Origin of the sequence: Nocardioides renjunii, from assembly GCF_034661175.1 — a bacterium.
Classification (GTDB): domain Bacteria; phylum Actinomycetota; class Actinomycetes; order Propionibacteriales; family Nocardioidaceae; genus Nocardioides; species Nocardioides renjunii.
In genome coordinates, this window is record NZ_CP141058.1 from 3,548,234 (window position 1) to 3,569,441 (window position 21,208).

23 protein-coding genes are annotated in these 21,208 nt (G+C 73.2%); 10 read left to right on the forward strand and 13 right to left on the reverse strand.

Annotation, left to right across the window (positions count from 1 at the left end):
- Positions 1-68 precede the first annotated feature (68 nt).
- Genes SHK17_RS16965 through SHK17_RS16980 form a run of 4 tightly spaced genes read left to right on the forward strand, consistent with a single transcriptional unit; the run spans position 69 to position 3,523 of the window.
- On the forward strand, positions 69-1,028 hold the full coding sequence (locus tag SHK17_RS16965) for an ABC transporter ATP-binding protein (protein WP_322423061.1): 960 nt from the start codon (positions 69-71) through the stop codon (positions 1,026-1,028).
- Positions 1,021-1,917: an ABC transporter permease gene (locus tag SHK17_RS16970; protein WP_322920085.1), complete on the forward strand. Its 897-nt coding sequence runs from the start codon at positions 1,021-1,023 to the stop codon at positions 1,915-1,917. The genes SHK17_RS16965 and SHK17_RS16970 overlap by 8 nt, the downstream gene beginning before the upstream one ends.
- A complete protein-coding gene (locus tag SHK17_RS16975; RefSeq protein WP_172266273.1) occupies positions 1,914-2,825 on the forward strand; it encodes an ABC transporter ATP-binding protein in 912 nt (303 codons plus the stop codon). The genes SHK17_RS16970 and SHK17_RS16975 overlap by 4 nt, the downstream gene beginning before the upstream one ends.
- Before the next feature lie 5 nt (positions 2,826-2,830).
- Positions 2,831-3,523, forward strand: a complete 693-nt coding sequence (locus tag SHK17_RS16980) for an ABC transporter permease (protein ID WP_322920087.1) — start codon at positions 2,831-2,833, stop codon at positions 3,521-3,523.
- Here the strand turns inward: SHK17_RS16980 and SHK17_RS16985 are convergent.
- The 6 genes from SHK17_RS16985 to SHK17_RS17010 all read right to left on the reverse strand — a co-directional run bounded on the left by SHK17_RS16985 (position 3,520) and on the right by SHK17_RS17010 (position 7,751).
- Positions 3,520-4,518, reverse strand: coding sequence for an IS481 family transposase (locus SHK17_RS16985; RefSeq protein ID WP_322920088.1), 999 nt, complete (start codon positions 4,516-4,518; stop codon positions 3,520-3,522). The two genes, SHK17_RS16980 and SHK17_RS16985, sit on opposite strands and share 4 nt — an antisense overlap.
- Positions 4,519-4,642: 124 nt before the next feature.
- Complete coding sequence (locus SHK17_RS16990; RefSeq protein WP_322920089.1) at positions 4,643-5,032, reverse strand: hypothetical protein; 390 nt, start codon at positions 5,030-5,032, stop codon at positions 4,643-4,645.
- Positions 5,020-6,288: a hypothetical protein gene (locus tag SHK17_RS16995; RefSeq protein ID WP_322423065.1), complete on the reverse strand. Its 1,269-nt coding sequence runs from the start codon at positions 6,286-6,288 to the stop codon at positions 5,020-5,022. Before SHK17_RS16995 ends, SHK17_RS16990 begins: the two co-directional genes overlap by 13 nt.
- Complete coding sequence (locus SHK17_RS17000; protein WP_172266284.1) at positions 6,285-6,581, reverse strand: hypothetical protein; 297 nt, start codon at positions 6,579-6,581, stop codon at positions 6,285-6,287. The genes SHK17_RS16995 and SHK17_RS17000 overlap by 4 nt, the downstream gene beginning before the upstream one ends.
- Positions 6,578-6,928 carry an SAV_915 family protein gene (locus tag SHK17_RS17005; protein ID WP_172266287.1) on the reverse strand — a complete coding sequence of 117 codons (351 nt, stop codon included), beginning with the start codon at positions 6,926-6,928 and terminating at the stop codon, positions 6,578-6,580. The genes SHK17_RS17000 and SHK17_RS17005 overlap by 4 nt, the downstream gene beginning before the upstream one ends.
- Complete coding sequence (locus SHK17_RS17010) at positions 6,903-7,751, reverse strand: hypothetical protein (RefSeq protein ID WP_322423066.1); 849 nt, start codon at positions 7,749-7,751, stop codon at positions 6,903-6,905. The genes SHK17_RS17005 and SHK17_RS17010 overlap by 26 nt, the downstream gene beginning before the upstream one ends.
- A 40-nt stretch (positions 7,752-7,791) precedes the next feature.
- Here SHK17_RS17010 and SHK17_RS17015 point away from each other — a divergent pair, with 40 nt between their 5' ends.
- Together SHK17_RS17015 and SHK17_RS17020 are read left to right on the forward strand one after the other, a co-directional pair.
- A complete protein-coding gene (locus tag SHK17_RS17015; RefSeq protein ID WP_322423067.1) occupies positions 7,792-8,913 on the forward strand; it encodes an ATP-dependent DNA ligase in 1,122 nt (373 codons plus the stop codon).
- On the forward strand, positions 8,910-9,512 hold the full coding sequence (locus SHK17_RS17020) for a hypothetical protein (RefSeq protein ID WP_253943014.1): 603 nt from the start codon (positions 8,910-8,912) through the stop codon (positions 9,510-9,512). The genes SHK17_RS17015 and SHK17_RS17020 overlap by 4 nt, the downstream gene beginning before the upstream one ends.
- A gap of 39 nt (positions 9,513-9,551) precedes the next feature.
- On the opposite strand, the gene SHK17_RS17025 is transcribed toward SHK17_RS17020, so the two are convergent.
- Positions 9,552-10,664, reverse strand: a complete 1,113-nt coding sequence (locus SHK17_RS17025; RefSeq protein ID WP_322423068.1) for a sulfotransferase family protein — start codon at positions 10,662-10,664, stop codon at positions 9,552-9,554.
- Positions 10,665-10,751: 87 nt separating this feature from the next.
- On the opposite strand from SHK17_RS17025, the gene SHK17_RS17030 reads away from it, so the two are divergent.
- Entirely contained in the window at positions 10,752-13,505 is a 2,754-nt protein-coding gene (locus tag SHK17_RS17030; protein ID WP_322920093.1) for a stealth conserved region 3 domain-containing protein, read from the forward strand.
- A gap of 22 nt (positions 13,506-13,527) precedes the next feature.
- Here the strand turns inward: SHK17_RS17030 and SHK17_RS17035 are convergent, their stop codons facing one another.
- Complete coding sequence (locus SHK17_RS17035; RefSeq protein ID WP_322920094.1) at positions 13,528-14,610, reverse strand: DNA polymerase domain-containing protein; 1,083 nt, start codon at positions 14,608-14,610, stop codon at positions 13,528-13,530.
- Positions 14,611-14,661: 51 nt separating this feature from the next.
- Here SHK17_RS17035 and msrB point away from each other — a divergent pair, with 51 nt between their 5' ends.
- Positions 14,662-15,057 carry a peptide-methionine (R)-S-oxide reductase MsrB gene (gene msrB / locus SHK17_RS17040; RefSeq protein ID WP_172266305.1) on the forward strand — a complete coding sequence of 132 codons (396 nt, stop codon included), beginning with the start codon at positions 14,662-14,664 and terminating at the stop codon, positions 15,055-15,057.
- Here msrB and SHK17_RS17045 read toward each other — a convergent pair whose 3' ends face one another.
- The 5 genes from SHK17_RS17045 to hemG all read right to left on the reverse strand — a co-directional run bounded on the left by SHK17_RS17045 (position 15,058) and on the right by hemG (position 19,120).
- Positions 15,058-15,915 (reverse strand): hypothetical protein, encoded by an 858-nt coding sequence (locus tag SHK17_RS17045; protein ID WP_322920095.1) that lies wholly within the window; start codon positions 15,913-15,915, stop codon positions 15,058-15,060. It lies immediately after the preceding gene.
- Between the two features lie 38 nt (positions 15,916-15,953).
- Positions 15,954-16,385 (reverse strand): rhodanese-like domain-containing protein, encoded by a 432-nt coding sequence (locus SHK17_RS17050; protein WP_322920096.1) that lies wholly within the window; start codon positions 16,383-16,385, stop codon positions 15,954-15,956.
- On the reverse strand, positions 16,382-16,906 hold the full coding sequence (locus SHK17_RS17055; protein WP_322920097.1) for a cysteine dioxygenase: 525 nt from the start codon (positions 16,904-16,906) through the stop codon (positions 16,382-16,384). Before SHK17_RS17055 ends, SHK17_RS17050 begins: the two co-directional genes overlap by 4 nt.
- A gap of 151 nt (positions 16,907-17,057) precedes the next feature.
- Positions 17,058-17,765: a hydrogen peroxide-dependent heme synthase gene (hemQ, locus tag SHK17_RS17060; protein ID WP_172266313.1), complete on the reverse strand. Its 708-nt coding sequence runs from the start codon at positions 17,763-17,765 to the stop codon at positions 17,058-17,060.
- 5 nt (positions 17,766-17,770) lie between these two features.
- A complete protein-coding gene (gene hemG / locus SHK17_RS17065) occupies positions 17,771-19,120 on the reverse strand; it encodes a protoporphyrinogen oxidase (RefSeq protein WP_322920098.1) in 1,350 nt (449 codons plus the stop codon).
- Positions 19,121-19,175: 55 nt separating this feature from the next.
- Here hemG and SHK17_RS17070 point away from each other — a divergent pair, with 55 nt between their 5' ends.
- Both SHK17_RS17070 and SHK17_RS17075 read left to right on the forward strand, forming a co-directional pair.
- Positions 19,176-20,102, forward strand: a complete 927-nt coding sequence (locus tag SHK17_RS17070; RefSeq protein WP_322920099.1) for an NYN domain-containing protein — start codon at positions 19,176-19,178, stop codon at positions 20,100-20,102.
- 57 nt (positions 20,103-20,159) lie between these two features.
- Positions 20,160-21,149: a DUF4349 domain-containing protein gene (locus tag SHK17_RS17075; protein ID WP_322920100.1), complete on the forward strand. Its 990-nt coding sequence runs from the start codon at positions 20,160-20,162 to the stop codon at positions 21,147-21,149.
- Positions 21,150-21,208: the final 59 nt, after the last annotated feature.

The window sequence follows — 21,208 nt, forward strand, 5'->3', positions numbered from 1 at the left end:
CGAACTCGACCCGGTGTGAGGGCGATCCCTGATGCCGTACGTCGGTCCCGGCCGCTAGCGTGACGCCCGTGACGGGGGAACTCATCGGCAGGGCGCCGGTCATCACGACCGCGGGGCTCACCAAGCACTACGGGACGGTCCACGCGCTGACCGACCTGACGGTCGACGTCGGCCAGGGGGTGACCGGGCTGGTCGGCGCCAACGGCGCGGGCAAGTCGACGCTCATCAAGATCCTGCTCGGCCTGCTCGAGCCGACCGCCGGCCAGGCGAGCGTGCTCGGCCACGACATCGAGCAGTCCAGCCAGGAGATCCGCCGGCTCGTGGGCTACATGCCCGAGCACGACTGCCTGCCGCCCGACGTGAGCGCGAGCGACTTCGTCGTCCACATGGCGCGCATGTCGGGCCTCGGCGCCGCGGCTGCCCGCGAGCGCTCGGCCGACGTGCTGCGCCACGTGGGGCTCGACGAGGAGCGCTACCGGCCGATGGGCGGCTACTCCACGGGCATGAAGCAGCGCGCCAAGCTCGCGCAGGCCCTGGCCCACGACCCGCAGCTGGTCTTCCTCGACGAGCCGACCAACGGCCTCGACCCGGCGGCCCGCAACGACATGCTCCGCCTCGTGCAGCGCATCGGCAGCGAGTTCGGCATCGCGGTCCTCGTCACCTCGCACCTGCTCGGCGAGCTCGAGCAGGTCAGCGACCACGTCATCGTGCTGGACGGCGGCCACCTGCTGCGCTCGAGCGCGACCACCGACTTCCTCAAGATCACCGGCAGCCTGCTCGTCGAGGTGGTCGGCACCGAGACCGAGCGCGACCGCCTGGGCGAGGCGCTGGCCCAGCGGGGACTCACCTGCCGCCCCCGCGGCTCGATGGTGGCCGTCGACCCGCCGCCGGCGGAGCTGGCCCACGAAGGCGCCGCCCACGACCTCATCCGTGACGTCGCGGCCGAGCTCGGCCTGGGGCTGATGCGCCTCCAGCCCGACCGCGGCCACCTCGAGGACGTCTTCCTGGAAGGAGGCGCCCGTGTCTGACCTGACCGGATCCGGACCGGGTCGCACCGGTGTCATCCACGACCTCGGCTACCGCCACTACGACGGTCAGCGCGAGGGCACCGGCGCGATCGCGCGCACCCTGTTCGTCACCGGCCTGCGCCACGCCTACGGGCTCGGGCGCTCGGGCAAGTCCAAGGTGATGCCCTTCCTGCTGCTCGGCATGTCGGTGCTGCCGGCGGCGATCGTCGTCGGCGTGGTCGTCCTCACCGGCCTCGACAGCCTCCCGATCTCCTACGCCGACTACACCAACCAGACACAGCTGCTGGTCAGCCTCTTCGCCGCCGCGCAGGCGCCGGTGCTGTTCTCCCGCGACCTGCGCTACCGGTCGATCGTGCTCTACCTCGCCCGCCCGCTGGCGGCGCCGATCTTCGCGCTCATGCGCTGGTTCTCCCTCACGCTGGCCGTCCTGCTCTTCATGGCCGTCCCGACGCTCCTGCTCTTCCTCGGCGCGATGCTCGCCGGCCTCGACAAGAGCGACCAGGTCACCACACTGCTCAAGGCGCTCGTCCTCCAGGTGCTCCTGGCGATGCTGATCGCCGGCATCACCGGCCTCATCTCGTCGGTCTCGCTGCGCCGCGGCTTCGCGGTCGTCGGCTCGGTGATGGCCCTCATCGTGCTGACCGGCGTCATCAACGTCGTGCAGAACATCGCGTCCTTCGAGGACGCCGACTCCGCCTCGGTCGCGGTCGGCCTCTTCTCGCCCTGGTCCCTCTTCACCGGCCTCGCCAACGCCTGGGACGCCGGGATCGAGACCCCGGTCCCGGTCGACGGCGCGTGGGTGCCGGCGTACGCCCTGGTGGCGCTGCTGCTGGTGGCGGGCTGCCTGCTCGGGCTCGTCGCCCGCTTCCGGAAGGTGGGTTCGCGATGAGCAACCTGGTCCTCGACTCGGCCTCGCGCTGGTTCGGCAACGTCGTCGCGGTCAACGACGTCTCCCTCTCCATCGGCCCGGGCGTGACGGGCCTGCTCGGCCCCAACGGCGCCGGCAAGACGACGCTGATGGCGATGATGTCGGGCTTCCTGGCGCCCTCGGCCGGCCACGTCACCCTCGACGGGCAGCCGGTGTGGCGCAACACCGAGATCTACCGCCAGATCGGGCTGGTGCCCGAGCGCGAGCTGAGCTTCGGCTACCTCACCGGACGCCAGTTCGTCCGGGCCAACGCCGACCTGCACCGGATGCCCGACGCGGCCGCCGCGACCGAGCGGATCCTCGAGGTCGTCGACATGGTCGAGCCGGCGGGCCGGCGCCTCGACACCTACTCCAAGGGCATGCGCCAGCGCGTCAAGATCGCCGCCGCGCTCGTCCACGGGCCGTCCGTGCTGCTCCTCGACGAGCCGTTCAACGGCGTCGACCCGCGCCAGCGGATGCACCTGATGGACCTGCTGCGGCGCCTCGGCGACGAGGGCCGCACCGTGCTGTTCAGCTCGCACATCCTGGAGGAGGTCGAGCGGCTTGCCCGCCACATCGAGGTGGTCGTCTCCGGCCGCCACGCGGCGTCGGGCGACTTCGGCGCGATCCGCCGGCTGATGACCGACCGCCCGGTGCAGTACGCCCTGCAGTCCAGCGACAACCGCACCCTCGCCTCGCTCCTGATGGCGCACGAGTCGGTGCGCGCGGTGAGCCTGCGCGGTGACCATCTCGACGTCCAGGTCGACGACCTGGGCAGCTTCGCCGTCAGCCTGCCGGGCCTGGCCCGGCAGCACGACGTGACCCTGTTCGAGCTCTCCCCCAGCGACGAGTCGCTCGAGAGCGTCTTCGCCTACCTGGTGGCCCGATGATCAACGTGACCATTGCCAAGCTGGCGCTGCAGGCACTGCTCGGCCGCCGCCGCTTCTTCCTGCTGCTCGCGTTCCCGGTCCTGCTGATCGGGCTGGTCGCACTGGTGACGGCGCTCACCGACGGCGACGCGGCGTTCGAGATCCTGCCGGGCCTGGGCTACCCGCTCGTGCTGCCCCTCGTCGCGATCCTCGCGGCCTCCTCGGTGCTCGGCCCGGAGGTGGACGACGGGTCGATCACCTACCTGCTCTCCAAGCCGGTCAGCCGCTACGGCGTGGCGATCAGCAAGTGGCTCGTGGCCCTCGCCGCCACGCTGGTCGCCGGCGCGCTGCCGATCCTGGTCGCGGCCCTCATCACCGGCGACAGCACCCGGGCGGTCGCGCTCTTCGTCGGCGCCTTCGTCGCCGGGACGACCTACTCCGCGCTCTTCCTCGCCATCTCGGCCGTGACCCGGCACGCGGTCATCGCGTCGCTGATGTTCGTGCTGATCTGGGAGAGCCTGCTCGGCAACCTCTTCTCCGGCATCGCCTGGCTGAGCATCGGCCAGTGGGGCCTGCGGGTCGGCCACGAGATCTCCGACCAGCTGCCCGACCCCGCCAACCTCCCCTACGCGATCATCGCCAGCCTCGTCGTCACGGTGGTCGGCGTGTGGTTCGCGGGCGACCGGCTGCGCTCGTTCTCCCTCCGCGGCGAGGACTAGCTGTACTGATCGGTGAGGTTGGTCAACCTGGTGATGGGGGCTGACCCGCCGATCGCGGTGTGGGGCCGGTGGTGGTTGTACTCGTGGAGCCATGCTGGCAGAGCTGCTCTGCGGGCTGACTCGGAGTTGTAGAACTTCTTGAAGGCCCAGCCGTCGGCCATGGTGCGGTGGAAGCGTTCGATCTTGCCGTTGGTCTGTGGTCGGTAGGGACGCGTCTTCTTTGCGGTGATGGCGAGATCGGCGCAGGTCTCGCGCCACAAGTGGCTGCGATAGGCGCTGCCGTTGTCGGACAGGACGCGTTCGACCACGACGCCGCGCGCGGCGAACCAGGCGACGGCTCGGCAGAGCACCCCGGCCGCGGTGGCGGCCGTCTCGTCGTCGTGGACTTCGGCGTAGGCGATGCGGGAGTGGTCGTCGATGACGGTGTGCACGAACGCGGTTCCGACCTTCGGCTGCCGGTAGGCGTTGCTGATCCCGGTGCGGTTGCGGGTCGCGATCCGGTTCTGATCGCCTTGGTGTCGTCCCAGGTAGCGCCAGCCGCCGCCGTCGGGGATGTTGCCGAGCTTCTTCACGTCGACGTGGATCAGCGATCCGGGGTGATCGTGCTCGTAGCGCCGGGTCGGTTCACCGGTCGCGCGGTCGACATGGGTGAGTCGGTTGAGTCGGCACCGGACCAGCACCTTGTGGACCGTTGACGGTGCCAGACCGACGCGGTCCGCGATCTGCACCGGCCCGAGCCGGTGCTTCCACCGCAGGTGCACGATCTTGCGCACCACCGGCTGCGGCACCTGGTTCGGGGAGCGGTGCGGGCGCGACGAGGCGTCGTTCATGCCAGCCGGCCCGAGCCGGCGATAGCGGTCGGCCCATCGCTTCGCGGTAGGCCATGACACGTCGTATCGCTCGGCGGCTCGAGCGATGGGCCAACTGTGATCGACGGCCAGGCGCGCGAGCCGAAGACGGGCGCGAGGGGTGAGTGCGGCGTTAGCGTGGGACACGAAGACCTCCAGGGTGGGGAGCGGTTCCTAGACAGCTCCACTCCACGCCCGGAGGTCTTCGCCTTCCAAGCTCATTCAGATCGTGTCGTCACACGATCTGGACCAACGTGCCCGATCAGTACAACTAGCGGGGCTGAGGGCCGCTGCGCGTCAGACGTACGGCGGCCCCGAAGAGGTACGCGGCCGCGGCGCCGAGGAGCACGCCCCACAGCCAGCTCTCCTCGACCGCGCCGACCACGGCGGTGACGGCTGCCCAGGTGCCGAGCAGCACGAAGGTGGCCAGCCCGACGGCCCGTCCCGTCGGCGATCCGGGCTCGGGGGGCCGGGTGCCGACGACGGCCCCGATGAGGGACACCACCCCGAACACGATGAACGCGGACGCCCACGCCCGACCGAACGCACTGTCGGCCTCGAGGACGAGTCCGACCCCCAGGGCGACGGCCAGCACCCCGGTGCCGCCCGCGAGCACGGCCGAGACGGTCCCGAGCCTGCGCCGCGCGGTCAGCTGAACCACCCACCGATCGTGTCGCCGACGCTCGAGACGCCGTCAGCGATGGCCTCGCCGGTGTCCTCCAGCGCGTCGACACCTTCGTCCCAGGCCTTGCCGACGTCGGGACCGTTCTCGAAGAAGGAGTCGATGGCGCCGTCGGCGAAGATGGCGATGCCGGCGCCGACCACGGTCCCGACCACGGCACCGACCGCGGTGCCCACCCCGGGCACCACGGAGCCGGCGGTGGCGCCGATGAGCGCCGCGGTGCCGACGCTGGCGCCGAAGCCTGCTGCCGCACCGAGGCCCGCGGAGACCCCTTGCGAGACGATGATCTGCTCGGTCGTCTCCCCCTCCTGCCAGTCGTTGTAGGCGCCGAGGCCCAGGCCGAGCGGCCCCAGGATCTTGCCGGCACGCCCGAGGTAGCGCAGGGTTCGGGACTCTGCCAGCTCGCCCGACTGGCGCAGCAGGTCCTCGGCCTCGTCGAGCTTGCCCTGGATGGCGAGCCGGTCCGCCTCCAGCCGAGCCTCGTCCAGGGTCTGGAAGAAGAACCACTTGCGCTTCATGTAGCGCTCGGGGTGGGCCTGGAGGTCGTCGATGGCGCGGGTGGCCTCGTCGACGAGGTCCTCGGCGGACGTCAGCAGCTTGGACTGGTTCAGCGAGATGCTGACGCCGATGACACCGGCCGCCGCGTCGCCGACGATGTCGCCCAGCGTGAGGATCCAGGCCGCGTGCGTGCCGGGGAGGTAGTCGTCCTGCAGCTCGCGGCACGCGGCGGCGTAGTAGCGGTCGATGCGCGCCGCCTCGGTCTCGGCGTCGTAGTAGGCCTGCAGCAGCTCCTGGTGGGCGTTGTAGGCCTCCACCCGCGTGTTGTGCTCCGCGACCTCCTCGGGTGTCCCCTCGAAGCCGACCGGGGGCCGCGCGGGACCCGCGCCGGGGTGCTCCACCACGAAGCCCGCCACGGTGAGCCCCTTGCCGCGCGCGGTGGACCGGACGTCGCCCATCTGGTCCTGGGCACGGCGGAGCTTCTCGGCGAAGTCGTCGAGGTCACCGGCCATCTTCTTCGTCGCCGCCGCCAGGTCGTCGGACTTGTCGCGGATGCGTCGGGCGATGTCCGCGAACTCCTCGCCGGCCACGGAGTCCCACCCCGCCTCGGCGTCGCGGCGTGAGCCGTTGGCGGCATCGGCGGCCGCCGTGAGCTTCGGCTCCAGGCTGCCCCGGAGCCACGTGGCGGCCCCCTCGATGCCGCCGGGCGACCCGAGGATCTCCGTCTCGATGCTCACTGCTCCATCACCTGGCGGATCCGACCCATGCCGGCAGAGGCGTCGGCGTCGGCGCGCTGGTAGTAGCCGCGCGCGAGCCGGACGCCCTCGGCCGTCCCGGTGAGCCCCTGGGAGACGTTGCCCGCGCTGGTCACGACCTGGCTGAGCATGCTCGCCACCACGGCCGTCATCGGGCCCGCGTCGACCCCGCGCGGAACGCTCCCCGCCAGGCCCTCGAGCCCCTCGGCCGCACCTTCGAGGTCGCCCGCGATCGTGTCGAGGGTGGCGAGGTCGACATCGATGCCGCCGCTCATCCGTGCACCTCCCGCAGCTCGTCGCCGCTCGCGGCCGGGTCGTCGCGCAGGCCCGGGTCGACGTCGAGGAACAGCAGGTCGTAGGGCGTCTGGTCGTGGATGCGCTGGAGCGCGGCGACATCGCAGAGCAGCCAGGGGGTGTCCGGGAGGTACCACCGGTGGAGCCGGTCGATGGCCGAGTAGGTGTAGAGGGCGGTGCGGCCGTCGGCGACGTGGTGGAGAAGGACGCGGCGCGAGGCCACCTCCGCCTCCGCGGTCGTGGGCACGTAGACCACCGGCGGCAGCTGCGGCCGCTGCGGCCGGTCGTCGGTCCGGTCCCTGTCAGGGGTGGTCGGGAGGTCGGTCACGGAAGCAGTCACTCCTGGACGTGGTGATGATGGGGGGACGGGGCGTGGCCCGCTGTCCACCTTCCCCCGTACGGCTCGTCCCAATCCTGCCGATCCGGTCGGCGAGGTCGAGCTCCGACCGTAGCCAGTCCGCGACCTCGGCGGGGCGGTGGCCGACGTCCTTGGCATCGAGCACGAGCACACGGACGCTGGGCGCCCGCCGCCGCCACGGGCGGGGGCAGGCGATCCACGTGGCGTCGTCGTCGAGGTCGACGACGACCCGCCGGCCGCTGCTGCGGACCCGGCGCACGGACCCGCGGGCGGCGCGGGCGCGCCCGACGGGCGAGTCGACCACCACCTCGTCGGGGGTGAGCCACAGCGCCGGCCGACGGCGCCTGCCGAGCACGACCAGCGCGACGCGCGCCGCGAACCAGAGCCCGACCAGGCCCGGGACCGCTCCGACCACGGCCCACGACCCGCCCTCGGCGAGACCCGCCGCGAGCAGCGCCAGTCCCGTGGCGGCGAGGCCCAGGTCGAGGGCGTTCGCGTGCCACCACGGTGCCGCCCACGACCGCAGGCCGGCCGCCGGGCGGCCCGCCACGGTGCCCTCGCCGATCGTCGGCAGCCGCGAGGTGGTGGCGACCACCACCGCGAGCAGCACGGTCGCCGCGACGGCGAAGGCGGTGTAGAGCACGACCAGCCAGAGGGCGAGAGGTGCGCCTGCTGACGGCTCGGGTGCGGCGACCGCGACGAGCAGTCCACCGAGCCCGGCGAGCACCAGGTCGACGAGGACCTCCCCCCACTTCTCGCGGCCGGCGAAGCCGACGACGGCAGGGCGTGTCATGCGGGCAGTCTAGGAGGGCGACCAGCACTAGGCTTGAGCCGTGGACCTCCCCGTGATGCCGCCCGTGCAGCCGATGCTCGCCAAGAGCGTGAGCGGCGTGCCGGACCCGGCCAAGCACGGCGGACTCAGCTTCGAGCCCAAGTGGGACGGCTTCCGCTGCCTGGTCTTCAAGGACGGCGACGAGGTCGAGCTGGCCAGCCGCAACACCAAGCCGCTGACCCGCTACTTCCCCGAGGTCGTCGAGGCCGTACGACGCCAGCTGCCGGACCGCATCGTGCTGGACGGCGAGATCTTCGTGGGGCTGCAGGGTGCCGAGGGCTGGCGCCTGGAGTTCGAGACGCTGCAGGAGCGCATCCACCCCGCGGCCAGCCGCGTCGACAAGCTGGCCGTCGAGACGCCCGCGGGCTTCGTCGCCTTCGACCTGCTCGCGCTGGGCGACGAGTCCTACCTCCACCGTCCGCTGTCCGAGCGCCGCGCCGCGCTGGTCGAGGCGCTCGCGCACCTCGACGGCGAGGGGCCGTGCTTCCTCACCCGCACCACCGAGGACGCCGCCGAGGCCGAGCGGTGGTTCGAGGAGTTCGAGGGCGCCGGCCTGGACGGCGTCGTCGCCAAGCCGCTCGGCTCGCCCTACGAGCCCAACAAGCGCACCATGCTCAAGATCAAGCACGAACGCACCGCCGACGTCGTCCTGGCCGGCTACCGCGAGCACAAGACCTCGACCCCGGAGCAGCCGCTCATCGGGTCGCTGCTGCTCGGGCTCTACGACGACGACGGCGAGCTGCAGCACATCGGCGTCTCGGCCAGCTTCACCGCGGCGCGGCGGGCCGAGCTGTGGCAGGAGCTCCAGCCGCTCGTGTGCGACATCGCCGACCACCCGTGGGGCAGGTGGAACGAGTTCCTCACCGCCAACCCCGACCGCGTCCCCGGCACGCAGAGCCGCTGGAGCGCGGGCAAGGACCTCGGCTTCACGGCGCTGCGCCCCGAGCGGGTGCTCGAGGTGAAGTACGACCACATGGAGGGCCGGCGCTTCCGGCACACCGCCCACTTCAAGCGCTGGCGCACCGACCGCGACCCGGAGAGCTGCGGCTACGCCCAGCTCGACGAGCCGGCCGGCTACGACCTCAGCAGGATCCTCAGCACCGAACCCGGAGGCGAGTCATGACCGAGACGACCGACAACATCCCCGACGACGGCACCACCGGCGACTCCATCCACGACGGGCGGGGCACCTACGACGTCGTGCTGCTCGTCGAGCAGGCGCTCACCGCCGCCGACGCCCAGCAGGTCCGGTCCCTCCACACCGAGATCGCGGACCCGGTGGTCTACCACGTCCTCCTGCCGCTCGAGGACGCCGCGGCCCGGATCGAGGCGTCCCTCGGGACGATCGGCGCCGGGGACCTCATGGCGGCACCAGCCATGGCGATGAACGACGTCGACATCGAGGCCTTGCGGCGCGAGTGCGAGGAGAGCTCCTCCTCCGACCTCCACAAGACCCTCGCCGCGATCCATGCCGCCGGGGGCCAGGCCACCGGCAAGGTGACGTCCGAGCCGCCGGTCGACGCCCTCGCCGCGCTGGTCACGGCCGTCGACGCCCGCGAGGCGATCATCCTCACCCGCCCGCACGTCGTGGCTGAGTTCTTCCACATCGACTGGACCTCGCGGGCGCGCCGCAAGCTCGGCGTGCCGGTGCTGCACCTCATCGAGCACGAGAACTTCGACGAGCAGGCCTCCGGGTCCGGCGAGGGCATCAGCGGCGTCTGAGCCCCGGGGTCGAGGGCCCGACCCCGGCGCAGCGGCAGCTCAGCCCCGGCGGGTGACCCTGCGCACGACCGCCTTGCGCAGGATCGCCGCGGCCTCACGACCGCCGACCGCCGGCGGCTGGGCACGACGGGCGCGCTCGAGGTCGCGTCGCAGCTGGTGCACGGTCGCCCGCTGCGCCTCACGCGCCTCGCGTCCGGCGAGCGTCGCCTCGGCCCGGGTGTGGTCGAACGTCAGCGCCACCGCGTCGGCGTACCGCGCGGTGTAGTCCGCGTGGATCTCGTCGAGGCGCTGCTGGGTCGCCGCGTCGTGGGGCTTGTCGGTGAGCACGCCGAGGAGCTGCCAGACCTCCTCGGCCATCTCGCGCAGCCAGTCGGGCGTGCGGACGTCGTCCCAGGTGAGCTGTGACTTGCGCATCGTCGGCTCGATGAAGTCGTCGACCGGGTGGTGGGCCGTCGAGGACAGGTCGGCGTCGAGGTCGAGGTCCAGCTGCTCCTGCACCGGCGTCAGGGCGGAGCGCCAGTCGGCGAGCAGGTCGGCGTAGCGCACGAAGGCGCGCCGGGTGTCGCGTCCGGCGAGCTCGGTCAGCAGCGCCGCGTGGACCCAGCCGGCGACGTTGGAGGTCTCCTTGGTCAGCCGCAGGTCCTCGGACTGGCTGGAGAGGTAGGCGATGTCGCGCGAGCCGACGACCTCGGCGGGGTGGCGCAGCGCGGTCAGCCACCGCAGGTCGGCCCCGACCTCGGCGCTGACCCGCTCCCACACCTCGGCGAACCAGAAGGCGTGCGGGTCCTTGACGACGATCTGGTCGCCCCCCGACCGCGGCAGGGCAAGCTGGCCCGCGAGCCACTCGCGCAGCTCGGCGGTCGGCACCCCGGACGCGACGTGCGCGGCCACGAGGTCGACGGCGGCGGGCCGGCTGTCGATGTTGAAGAGCGCGAGCTCCTTGAGGTGCCGCTTGTGGAAGTCGATGACCCACTGCGGCTCGTAGAACCCGCGCGGGTTGGTCTCCGACGCCTCGACCTCCGGCTGCGGCACGTGCAGGCCGAGCCGCTTCAGCGTGCCGGCCAGGGAGCTCGTGCCACTGCGACCGGAACCGGAGACCAGGACGAGCGGGGTGCCCGGCTGCACATCCGGTCGGGAGGAGGACGTCGGCATGCCGGTCACCCTATCCGCCGACGCCCGGCATCTAGGATCGTGGCGATCCGATCGGGGACCGCTCACACGGACAGGACTGAGGCACACGTGGCACTCACCGACAGGCTCGGGGGGAAGGTGCGCTCGGCGATGCGCCGCACGCGCCGCGACGGCCCGCTCGACATCGTCTTTGTCCTCTTCAACGCCGACGGGATGGGCGGCACCGCCCGGTCCGGCATCGAGCAGGCCAACGCCCTGGTCCGGCTGGGCGAGGGCCACCGCGTGCGCATCCTCAGCGTGACGCGCAGCGGCGCCACGACCCACTACCCGCTGGCCGACGGGGTCGAGGTCACCTACCTCGTCGACGTGCGCGGCGAGCGGCCCGCCGCGGTCAGCGGTCGCCACCCGGCGGAGCTCGCGCAGCGCGAGTCGGTCATCGTCCCGCGCAGCTGGGACGCCCTCTACAACGGCCTCACCGACGCCACGATGCGGGAGGCGCTGGGCAGCGTCGAGGCCGACGTGCTCGTCACCACCACGCCCGAGCTGCTGGCCGTGGTGGCCCAGCTCGCCCCCGCCGACGTGGCGCTCGTCCACCAGGAGCACCGCGCGTCCTCGAGCCGCGTCAACGACCTCGGCGCCCTGCTGGAGTTCGCGCCCCGCGCCGACGTCGTCGTCTCGCTGACCGAGTCGATGTCGCGGTGGCTGGCCGGGCGGCTCGGTGGGGCCGCCCCGGAGCTCCTCGTCATCCCCAACCCGCTGCCGTCCCACCCCCAGCCCCGCTCGGCGCTGGACCAGAGGGCGTTCGTGACCGCCGGCCGGCTGGCCCCGGAGAAGCAGTTCGAGCACGTCGTCGACGCCTTCTGGCGCATCCACGAGCAGGTGCCGGGCTGGACGCTGCGGATCTGGGGCGACGGACCGCGTGCGGAGAACCTCGCGGCCCAGGTGCGCAAGCTCGGCCTCGAGGACCGCGTCGAGCTGCCCGGCGCCACCGACGACCTCGCGGCGGAGTGGGCACGGGCCAGCGTGGCCGTGCTCGCCTCGCGCGGCGAGGGCTACCCCCTCGTGCTGCAGGAGGCCATGTCGGCCGGCGTCCCACCGGTGTCGTACGACTGCCCGTCCGGGCCGCGCGAGATGATCACCCACGACGTCGACGGCCTGCTCGTGCCGCCCGGCTCCAAGGCCGCGCTCGCCGCCGCGATGCTGAGGGTCGCCACCGACGACGACCTCCGCAGCCGCCTCGGCGCGGCCGCACTCGAGCGGTCGGCCGGCTGGGACGGCCCGACCCTCGCCCGCCGGTGGGTGGAGACGTTCCGCGGCGCGGTGGCCCGCCGGGCCGATCCGCTCGCGCCGCGACGGGTGCTGCACGGGCTGCGGCCGGGCCCGCTGGGCGACCTGCCCGAGACCACCGGGGCCGCGGGCACCACACCCGCCCAGGCGCGTACGACGGCCCTGCGGGCGCTCACCTCCGCCGCCGCGGCGACCGGGGACGGCTGGTTCGTGGTGCCCGCCCACGGCCTCGACCCGCACCCGGTCGTGGTCGTGCCCGCCTCGCGACGCGGCGCCTTCCTCGCCGCCCTCGCCGCCGCCCCGGTCCCCGACTGGCTCTCGGTGCGCGACCCCGCTGAGCGCGGCTGGCACGAGCGCCGCGGCACCGTCGCGGCGATGACCGAGGACCTCGCGCGCACCCGCACCGCCTCGCTCTTCCTCGAGCCGTGGCCGATGCGCGGTGGGCACGGCGGCCTGCTCGGCGAGGGCGTCGAGGTCGGCGTGCAGTTCTGGGAGGAGTCGCCGGACGGCGACCTGCTGGCGCCCGGCCCGAACCGCTACGGCGACCGCGTCCCGGCGGGCACCCCGCGCACCACCGTCACGGTCGAGGACGTCAGCGTGCCGACGCTCGAGCTGATGGCGCTGCCGACGCTCGACGACTGCCGCTTCGACGTCGACGTCGTCTACACCTGGGTCGACGGCGACGACGAGGAGTGGCTGGCCGCCCGGGACGCCCGGATCACCGCCCTCGGCGGCACCCCGAGCGCGCGGGCCGGCGGCGCCTCGCGCTACCGCAGCCGCGACGAGCTGCGCTGGTCGATGCGCAGCATCCACCTCTTCGCGCCCTGGGTGCGCCGGATCCACCTCGTCACCGCCGGCCAGGTGCCGTCGTGGCTCGACACCGGCCACGCGTCGGTGCGGGTCGTCGACCACCGGGAGATCCTGCCGGAGTCGGCGCTGCCGACGTTCAGCTCGCACGCCATCGAGACTCGGCTGCACTGCGTCCCCGACCTCGCCGACCACTTCGTCTACGTCAACGACGACGTCTTCCTCGGACTGCCCCGGCGTCCCGAGCACTTCTTCTCCCCCGGCGGTCAGTACGCCGCCTTCGTGGCCGACCACCGCGCCGTCGGCCTCCCGGGCACCGACGACCGGCCCTACCTGACCGCCGCGCAGAACAACCGCCGCGTGCTGGCCGACGCCTTCGGCGTCGCGCTGACCCACACGATGATGCACAGCCCGCACCCGCAGCGGCGTACGGTCCTGGAGGAGATCGCGGCCCGCTTCCCCGACGAGGTCGCGGCCACCACCGAGGCGCCCTTCCGCTCGGCGACCGACCTGTCGCTGCTGTCGTCCTTCGCGCAGGGCTACGGCCTCATCACCGGGCAGGCGTTCCGGGCCGGCGCGCACCACGGCTACGTCGACCTCGGCCACCAGCAGCTGCCCGCCCAGCTGCGGGCGATGCTGCGGCGCGACCGCGACTTCTTCTGCATCGCCGACAACCTGCTCTCGGCCTTCGACGAGGAGCGGGCCGACGCGCTGCTGCACGACTTCCTCGAGGAGTACTTCCCGGTCCCGGCGCCCTGGGAGAAGTGAGGACGACGCAGCCCGGACGTCCTCAGTCGGGGATCCGGTTGCCCTCCGCGTCCCAGTGGGACTCGACCTTCTTCGACGGCTGCACCCGGGGCGGCTCGCCGGGCATCTTGGGGTGGTCGGGCGGGAAGTTGAGCTCGACGGGGTGCTCGTCCCACAGGTCGAGGAGCGGCTGGAGCGAGTGGTGCTCGTCGTCGATGGCCGCCCAGGGGTCGCCGTCGGCGGCGAGGCGCTCCGGCACGGTGAAGAGGTTGAACGCGGCGGGCGAGGCGAGCGAGGCCAGCTCGTCCCACGACACCGGCGTGGAGACCGGCGCCCCGGCGATCGGGCGCAGCGAGTAGGCGGAGGCGATGGTGCGGTCCCGGGTGTTCTGGTTGTAGTCGACGAAGATCCGCTCGCCGCGCTCCTCCTTCCACCACGCCGTCGTGACCCCGTCGTCGCGCTTCTCAAGCTCGCGCCCGAAGGCGATCGCCGCGTGGCGGACCGCCGCGAAGTCCCACTGCGGTGCGATCCGGACGTAGATGTGGATCCCGCGGTTGCCCGAGGTCTTCGCGAAGCCCGTCATCCCGAGGTCGGCGAGCAGCTCCCGCGCGACCCCGGCGACCCGGACCGCGTCCGCGAACGTCGTACCGGGCTGCGGGTCGAGGTCGATGCGCAGCTCGTCGGGGTGGTCCACGTCGTCGCGGCGCACCGGCCACGGGTGGAAGGTCAGCGTGCCCATGTGGGCGCACCAGACCGGCACGGCGATCTCGGTCGGGCAGATCTCGTCGGCGGTCCGGCCGGAGGGGAAGGTGATCTCGACCGACTCGAGGTAGTCGGGAGCGCCCTTGGGGACCCGCTTCTGGTAGAACGCGTCGGCGTTGCGGTCCTGCGGACCGGTCGCCAGCTTCATGCCCTCCCGGACCCCCGACGTCCAGCGCTCCAGCGCCGTCGGCCGGTCGCGCAGCGCGCGCATCAGGCCGTCCTCGACGCTGGCGACGTACTCCGCCACCATCAGCTTGGTGACCTCGGGCGTCGTGTCGGTCGCCTCGTAGATCACCCGCTCCGGCGAGGAGATGCGCACCTCGCGCTCCCCCGCCCGGACGTACGCCTCCGACGCCTTCGCCATGACCCGACCCTAGCCGGGAGTCCGGCTGGCGTGCCGCCGTAAACTCGGGGCATGGCCTACGACGTGCAGAAGACCGATGAGCAGTGGCGCGAGGAGCTCACCCCCGAGGAGTACGCCGTGCTCCGGCAGGCCGGCACCGAGCGTGCCTTCACCGGCGAGTACACCGACACCGAGACCGAGGGCACCTACTCGTGCAAGGCCTGCGGCTCGGAGCTGTTCACCAGCGACACCAAGTTCCACTCCGGCTGCGGCTGGCCGAGCTTCTACCAGCCGATGACCGACACGGTGGAGTACATCGAGGACGTCTCCCACGGCATGAAGCGGGTGGAGGTCCGCTGCGCCACGTGCGGCTCGCACCTCGGCCACGTCTTCCCCGACGGCTTTGGCACCCCCACCGGCGACCGCTACTGCATCAACTCGATCAGCATCACGCTCAACGAGAAGTAGTCACTCCACGGGCGTCAGGGCCGAGCTGACCCGCACCAGCCCGGCGCCGTACGTCGCGTCGGCCCACTCCTGGATCGAGCCGTCGTCGAAGACGACCTGGGCGTCGAGCGAGTCGGGCGCGAACGAGCCGCTGGTCAGCAGCTGCTCGCCGAGCGCGGCCTGGAGCTCTTGGTTGACCTCGTTGAGGTCGGCGTCGGTCTTCTCCACCGTCGTGACGCACAGCGGACCGCCCCACGTCTCGCGGAGCGCCGCCTCGGCACCGGCCGCGTCCTCGGTGACGGCGACGTTGATCGTGCTGCCGCTCAACCAGGCCGTGGCGTAGCCGGGCAGCGCGGCGGCGGCGGCCAGCGTCGCGTCGAGGTCCTCCGGCGTGGCCTTCGCCGTGTCGGTCGTGCCGGGCGTCTCGCAGGCGGCACCGAGCGGCTGCTCCTCGGGCTCGGCCATGGCGTCGTAGAGCGCCGCGGGGACGGCGTCGGAGGCGGTGAACGCGGTGCCGTCGAAGGTGCCGGTCAGGGCGTACGACCCCCACCGCACCCCCGAGGCCTCCTCGAACCCGACCTCGCCCCACTCGAAGCCCTCGACGGCCGGCCCGCCGCACTGGGGCGGGTACGACGCGGCGACCGCGCCGAGGCACATCTGCGGCCCCTCGCCGGCGTCGAGGACGGTGACGAGGCCGTTGGTCCGGACCTCGCCCGCCGGGACGGGGGTCGGCACGGCGTCGGACGGAGCGCTACTCGCGGAGTCCTCCGCCACGGCCGGGTCGACGGCCTTCATCTCCTCCTCGGTCGAGCACGCGGTGAGGGCGGCGAGGCCGAGCAGCGATCCGGTGAGCGCGACGGCGGTGCGTGAGAACGTCATGGTGCTCTGACGCTACTGCGCCGCGCCCCGTTCCCGGCTCAGGACTCCCCTGCGGCGCAGGCGACGGGCAGCCGCGCCTCGCGCCACGCCCGGAAGCCGCCCACCACGTCCGTGGCGTCGAGGCCGAGGCTGCGCAGCGCGTCCGCGGCCAGGCTGGAGGTGTAGCCCTCCTGGCACAGCACCAGGATGCGCGCGTCGTACGCCGCCTCCGGCAGGCGGGCGTCCGAGCGCGGGTCGAGCCGCCACTCGAGCACGTTGCGCTCGATGACCAGGGTGCCCAGGGCGGGGTGGACCTCGCCCTCCACCCCGCGCTGCGCGACCGGGCGGATGTCGACGAGGAGCGCCCCGTCGAGCGCCTCCCGGTAGGCCGTCTCGACGTCGACGCGCTCGAGCCTCGAGCGTGCGTCGGCCAGCATCGCGTCGATGCCGTCGTGCCGCGGCGCGGCGGTCGTCGCGGCCGGCCCGGTCACCACATCTCCCCGCGCTGCTCGACGCCGGCCACCTGGAGCCGACCGCGGACCAGCTCGTAGCGGGTCATGGCGGCGAGCGACGGGGCGTAGGCGTGCAGCGACACCGCCGTCGCCGTGCCGTGGTTGACCACGTCGTGGATGTGGCTGCCGCCGAACTCCCGCACGGACGCCGAGGGCAGGGTGCTCGCGGTGACGACGCCGGTCCAGACGTACTCGGTGAGCGAGCCCTGCAGGACGACGAACGCCCCGCCGGCCGAGCCGTGGTCGTGCCAGCCGGTGCTGGACCCGGGCGGCCAGGTGATGAGCCAGAGGTCGGCACCGGCGCGGGCCCCGACGTGCACCCACGTCCGCTCCGGGACGGTCAGGTCGACGGACCGCAGCGGGTCGTGGGAACCGAGGTGCTCGGCCAGCGCGGCGCGCGCGACCTGCTGGCGGCTGGCGGGCGCGGGGACGGTGGGCGTCGGCCGGGTCGGCGTGGACGAGGTGCGCTGCTGGGTCGGCGAGGGGAAGGTGGCGGTCACGGGCTGCTCCTTTGAACAATGTCGAGTGACTTACTCTACATTGACCGACCGCCGAACACTCCCGTTCCGCCGCGGTCCCGCGAACGGGATCTCCGTCAGGGCCGGAAGGTCAGGCCAGCCGGCTCAGGGCAGAGGGCTCAGGGCCGCCGGCTCAAGGCAGCCGGGCGAGCAGCTCGGTGGGCGAGACCCGGGCGCCGGTGTAGAACGGCACCTCCTCGCGCACGTGGCGGCGGGCGTCGGAGGCGCGCAGGTCGCGCATCAGGTCGACGATGCGGTGCAGCTCGTCGGCCTCGAAGGCCAGCATCCACTCGTAGTCGCCGAGCGCGAACGACGCGACCGTGTTGGCGCGCACGTCGGCGTAGCCGCGGGCCTGCTGCCCGTGCTGGGCGAGCATGCGGCGGCGCTCGGCGTCGTCGAGGAGGTACCACTCGTAGGACCGGACGAAGGGGTAGACGCAGATGTGGGCGCGGGGCTCCTCGTCGGCCAGGAACGCCGGGATGTGCGACTTGTTGAACTCGGCGGGGCGGTGCAGCGCCATCTGCGACCAGACCGGGTCGAGCCGCCGGCCGAACGCGGTGCGGCGGAAGGCGTTGTAGGCGGCCTGCAGCTGCTCGGAGTCGGCGGCGTGCCACCAGACCATGAGGTCGGCGTCGGCGCGGAGGCCGCTGACGTCGTAGAGGCCGCGGACCACCACGTCCTGCTCGGCGAGCACCTCGAAGAGCGCCTCGACGTCGGTGGCCTCGGCGTCGCGGTCGGCGTCGCCGATGAGGTCGCGGAGCCGGAAGACCGACCACATGGTGTAGCGGATGGTGTCGTTGAGCTCCCTGGTCCGCGCCGCGTTGGTCTTCTCGCTCGTCATGCTCCTCATTCTGCCCGGGTGACCGAGGCCACAGCACGCCGGGCGGACCCGATGACGGCGGGGACGCCGACCCCGTCGAACGCCGCCCCGCAGACCGCGAGGCCGGGCAGCGCCTCGACCTCGGCGCGGACCCGCGCGACCCGGTCGAGGTGGCCGACGGCGTACTGCGGCAGCGCACCGCCCCACCGCTGCACGTGCGTGTCGACCGGGCGTGCCGTGACGCCTGCCATCGCCGTCAGGTCGGCGAGCGAGACCCGCACCAGTCCTTCGTCGCCGGCCTGCAGGGTCGTCTCCTCGCGGTGGCGGCCCAGGGAGGTGCGCAGCACGACCAGGTCGGGGTCGAGGGCCCGCACCCAGTCCCACTTGGCGAAGGAGAAGGTGGAGGCCTTGATGGTGCGCTGCTCGACCGGCGGCACGAGGAAGCCGGACCGCTCGAAGAGCGCGTCCGGCACGTCCTGCGCCCGGAGGGCGAGCGTCACCACGGCGACGCTGGCGGTCTCGACCGCCGCGAGGTCGGCGGCGGCCGCGGGCGCGACGTCGCCGAGCAGCCGCGCGGCGGGTGCGGCGGGGGTGGCGAGGACGACCGCGGCCGCCTCGACGGTCTCGGGCCGGGTGGTCGGTCCGACGGTCAGCGCCCACCCCGACGTCGTACGTCGCAGGGCGCGCACCGTGGCCGAGGTCCGGACCTCGAAGCCACCGGTCGACGCGAGCAGGCCCGGCATCCGTCCCATGCCGCCGGGCAGGGAGGCGAAGACGGGACCGGCGGACACCGGGACACCGGCGGCCAGCTCGAGGAGGCTGCCGCGGCGCGCCATGGCGAGCAGCTGCGGCACGGCGGCCGCGGCCGAGAGCTGCCGGGCGTGGCCGGCGTACACGCCGCCGAGCAGGGGCTCGACGAGCCGGTCGACGACCTCGTCGCCGAGGCGGGCGCCCACCAGGTCACCGACGGAGACGTCGCCGTCGACCGGGGTGCTCGTCTCGGTGCTCGCGCGGGCCAGGCCCTCGGCGCTGAGCACCCCGCTGGCGGCGAGCTGGTCGAGGTCGAGGGGCACACCCATGAGCGACCGCGGGAGCGCGCGCAGCGCCCCGCGCGACCACACGCCGGACGTGGCGCTGGTGGGGTGGACCAGCTCGGCGCCCAGCTCGGCCGCCAGGGCGACGCCCTCGGGGCGGCGGGCCAGCATCGCCTCCGCGCCGACGTCGACGACCACACCGGCCACCTCGGCGCTGCGCAGCTTGCCGCCGACCTGCGGCGACCCCTCGAGCAGGAGCACGTCCCGCCCGGTGGCGGCCAGGTCCCGAGCGGCCACCAGCCCGGCGATGCCGCCGCCCACGACCACCACGTCACGCCTCACCCCTCCAGCGTGCCAGAGGCGGGGAACCGGCCCGGCGCCGCTCTAGGGTGGGCACGTGGACGCCAACACGAGCACGGCCCGGATCGCGGTGCTGATCGACGCCGACAACACCTCGCACCGCTACGCGGAGGCGCTGCTCGACGAGATCGCGAAGTACGGCGACCCGACGATCAAGCGTGCCTACGGGGACTGGTCGTCGCCACGGCTGGGCGGCTGGACCACCGAGCTCAACACACGCGCGATCCGCGGGATGCACCAGGGGGCGTTCACCCGCGGCAAGAACTCCACCGACTCGGCCCTGATTATCGACGCCATGGACCTGCTCTACGCCGGCAACGTCGAGGCCTTCGCCCTGGTGACGAGCGACAGCGACTTCACCAGCCTGGCGCTGCGGCTGCGCGAGTCGGGCAAGGTCGTCTACGGCCTCGGCGGCGCCAGGACGCCCGCCTCCCTGCAGAACGCCTGCAACAAGTTCATCCGGCTCGAGTCGCTGGGCGAGCCGGACGCGGAGCCGGACGCGGAGCCCGAGCCGGAGTCGGAGCGGGAGGCCCCCGAGCCGGAGGTCCGCGAGGCGGCCGGGACCGCGCCGGCGGTCGCCGAGCCGGACCCGGTGCCGGAGGTCAACCTGCCCAGCGCGCTGACGAAGGCCGTCAACGCCGTCGCGGGCGACGACGGCTGGGCGGCGCCCGGTGCGATCGGCCAGCACCTGAGCCGCACCCATCCCTCCCTCGACCCGCGCAACTACGGGCACCGCGGGCTGCAGGGCCTGCTGGCCGCCCAGCCCTACCTCGAGACCAGCAGCGACGAGGCGCCGATGCGGGTCCGGGTGAAGGGCGGGGCGACGCCCACCGCGACGCCGACGCGCAGGCGGTCCACGACCAAGAAGGCCGCAGCCCAGCAGCCCACGGCCCAGAAGGCAGCGAGCACGAAGACAGCGAGCACGAAGGCAGCGAGCAAGAAGACTGCCGGCACGACGTCCTGACGGTCACGGTTGCATCACGGCCGGAACCGGCAGCGGTCACACCGGCGTCGGACCCGCATGACCACTCGTACCCGCGCCGCCGGCGTCCTCACCGCCCTCACCATGTCGGTCCTGATGGCCGCCTGCTCGACCAGCGACGGAGGCGGCGACGCCCTGGGCGAGTCGTCGTCCGGGGCCGACCGGTCGACCGGACAGGACCTCGCCGGGTCGGACGGGGCCGGGGGCGGGACGAGCCGGGAGCTCGCCGCGGCTGAGGACGCCACCTCCTCCGAGTCCTCCGGCTCGTCCGGGCCCGCGCGGCCCTCCGGCTCCGGCTCGCAGGTGGCCACCACTCCCGAGCTGGAGCGGGCGGTCATCTCCACCGGCACGGTCTCGTTGTCGAGCAAGGACGTCGCGGGGGCCCGGCAGGACGTGCAGCGGATCGTCGACGCCCAGGGCGGTGACGTGACCGAGGAGAGCACGGAGACCGACGAGGACGGCGAGGCGTCGTACGCACGCCTCGTGGTCCGGGTGCCGAGCGGGAGGTTCAGCGAGGCCATGGCGGCGCTCGAGGGAGTCGACGGCGTCGTCGCCTCCAACCGCGGGTCCGAGGACGTCACCACGCAGGTCATCGACAACGACGTCCGGGTGCGGGCGCAGGAGGCCAGCCTGAAGCGGGTCGAGCGGCTGCTGGCGGAGGCGACGTCCCTGCGCAACCTCATCTGGATCGAGTCCCAGCTCACCACCCGCCAGGCCGAGCTCGACTCGCTGAAGTCGCAGCAGTCGTGGCTCACCGACCAGACCTCCCTGTCCACCATCACCATCGACATCTCCGCCGACAGGGCGAAGCCGGTGAAGAAGGACGAGGCCGACGAGCCCGCCGGGTTCGTGGCCGGCCTGTCCGGCGGCATGGACGCGCTGACGAGCGTGCTCGGCGCCGCCGCCACGGTCATCGGCGCGCTGCTGCCGTTCGCGGTCCTCGGCCTCGTCGTCGGCGTGCCGGTCTGGGTCGTCGTACGCCGCCGGCGTGCGACCACGCCCGCCGCGGCCGAGACGCCGGCCGCGTAGACGCGCGGACAGAGCTCCCGTCACCCGGCGCGGCCCGGCGTGGGCCGACCGCCAGGACG

Bases quoted from the DNA above. Each gene is read 5' to 3' on its own strand.
- SHK17_RS16975 (WP_172266273.1), top strand. From the start codon at position 1,914: ATGAGCAACCTGGTCCTCGACTCGGCCTCGCGCTGGTTCGGCAACGTC.
- SHK17_RS17000 (WP_172266284.1), bottom strand. From the start codon at position 6,581: ATGAGCGGCGGCATCGATGTCGACCTCGCCACCCTCGACACGATCGCG.
- SHK17_RS17010 (WP_322423066.1), bottom strand. From the start codon at position 7,751: ATGACACGCCCTGCCGTCGTCGGCTTCGCCGGCCGCGAGAAGTGGGGG.
- SHK17_RS17020 (WP_253943014.1), top strand. From the start codon at position 8,910: ATGACCGAGACGACCGACAACATCCCCGACGACGGCACCACCGGCGAC.
- SHK17_RS17025 (WP_322423068.1), bottom strand. From the start codon at position 10,664: ATGCCGACGTCCTCCTCCCGACCGGATGTGCAGCCGGGCACCCCGCTC.
- SHK17_RS17035 (WP_322920094.1), bottom strand. From the start codon at position 14,610: ATGGCGAAGGCGTCGGAGGCGTACGTCCGGGCGGGGGAGCGCGAGGTG.
- msrB (WP_172266305.1), top strand. From the start codon at position 14,662: ATGGCCTACGACGTGCAGAAGACCGATGAGCAGTGGCGCGAGGAGCTC.
- SHK17_RS17045 (WP_322920095.1), bottom strand. From the start codon at position 15,915: ATGACGTTCTCACGCACCGCCGTCGCGCTCACCGGATCGCTGCTCGGC.
- hemQ (WP_172266313.1), bottom strand. From the start codon at position 17,765: ATGACGAGCGAGAAGACCAACGCGGCGCGGACCAGGGAGCTCAACGAC.
- SHK17_RS17075 (WP_322920100.1), top strand. From the start codon at position 20,160: ATGACCACTCGTACCCGCGCCGCCGGCGTCCTCACCGCCCTCACCATG.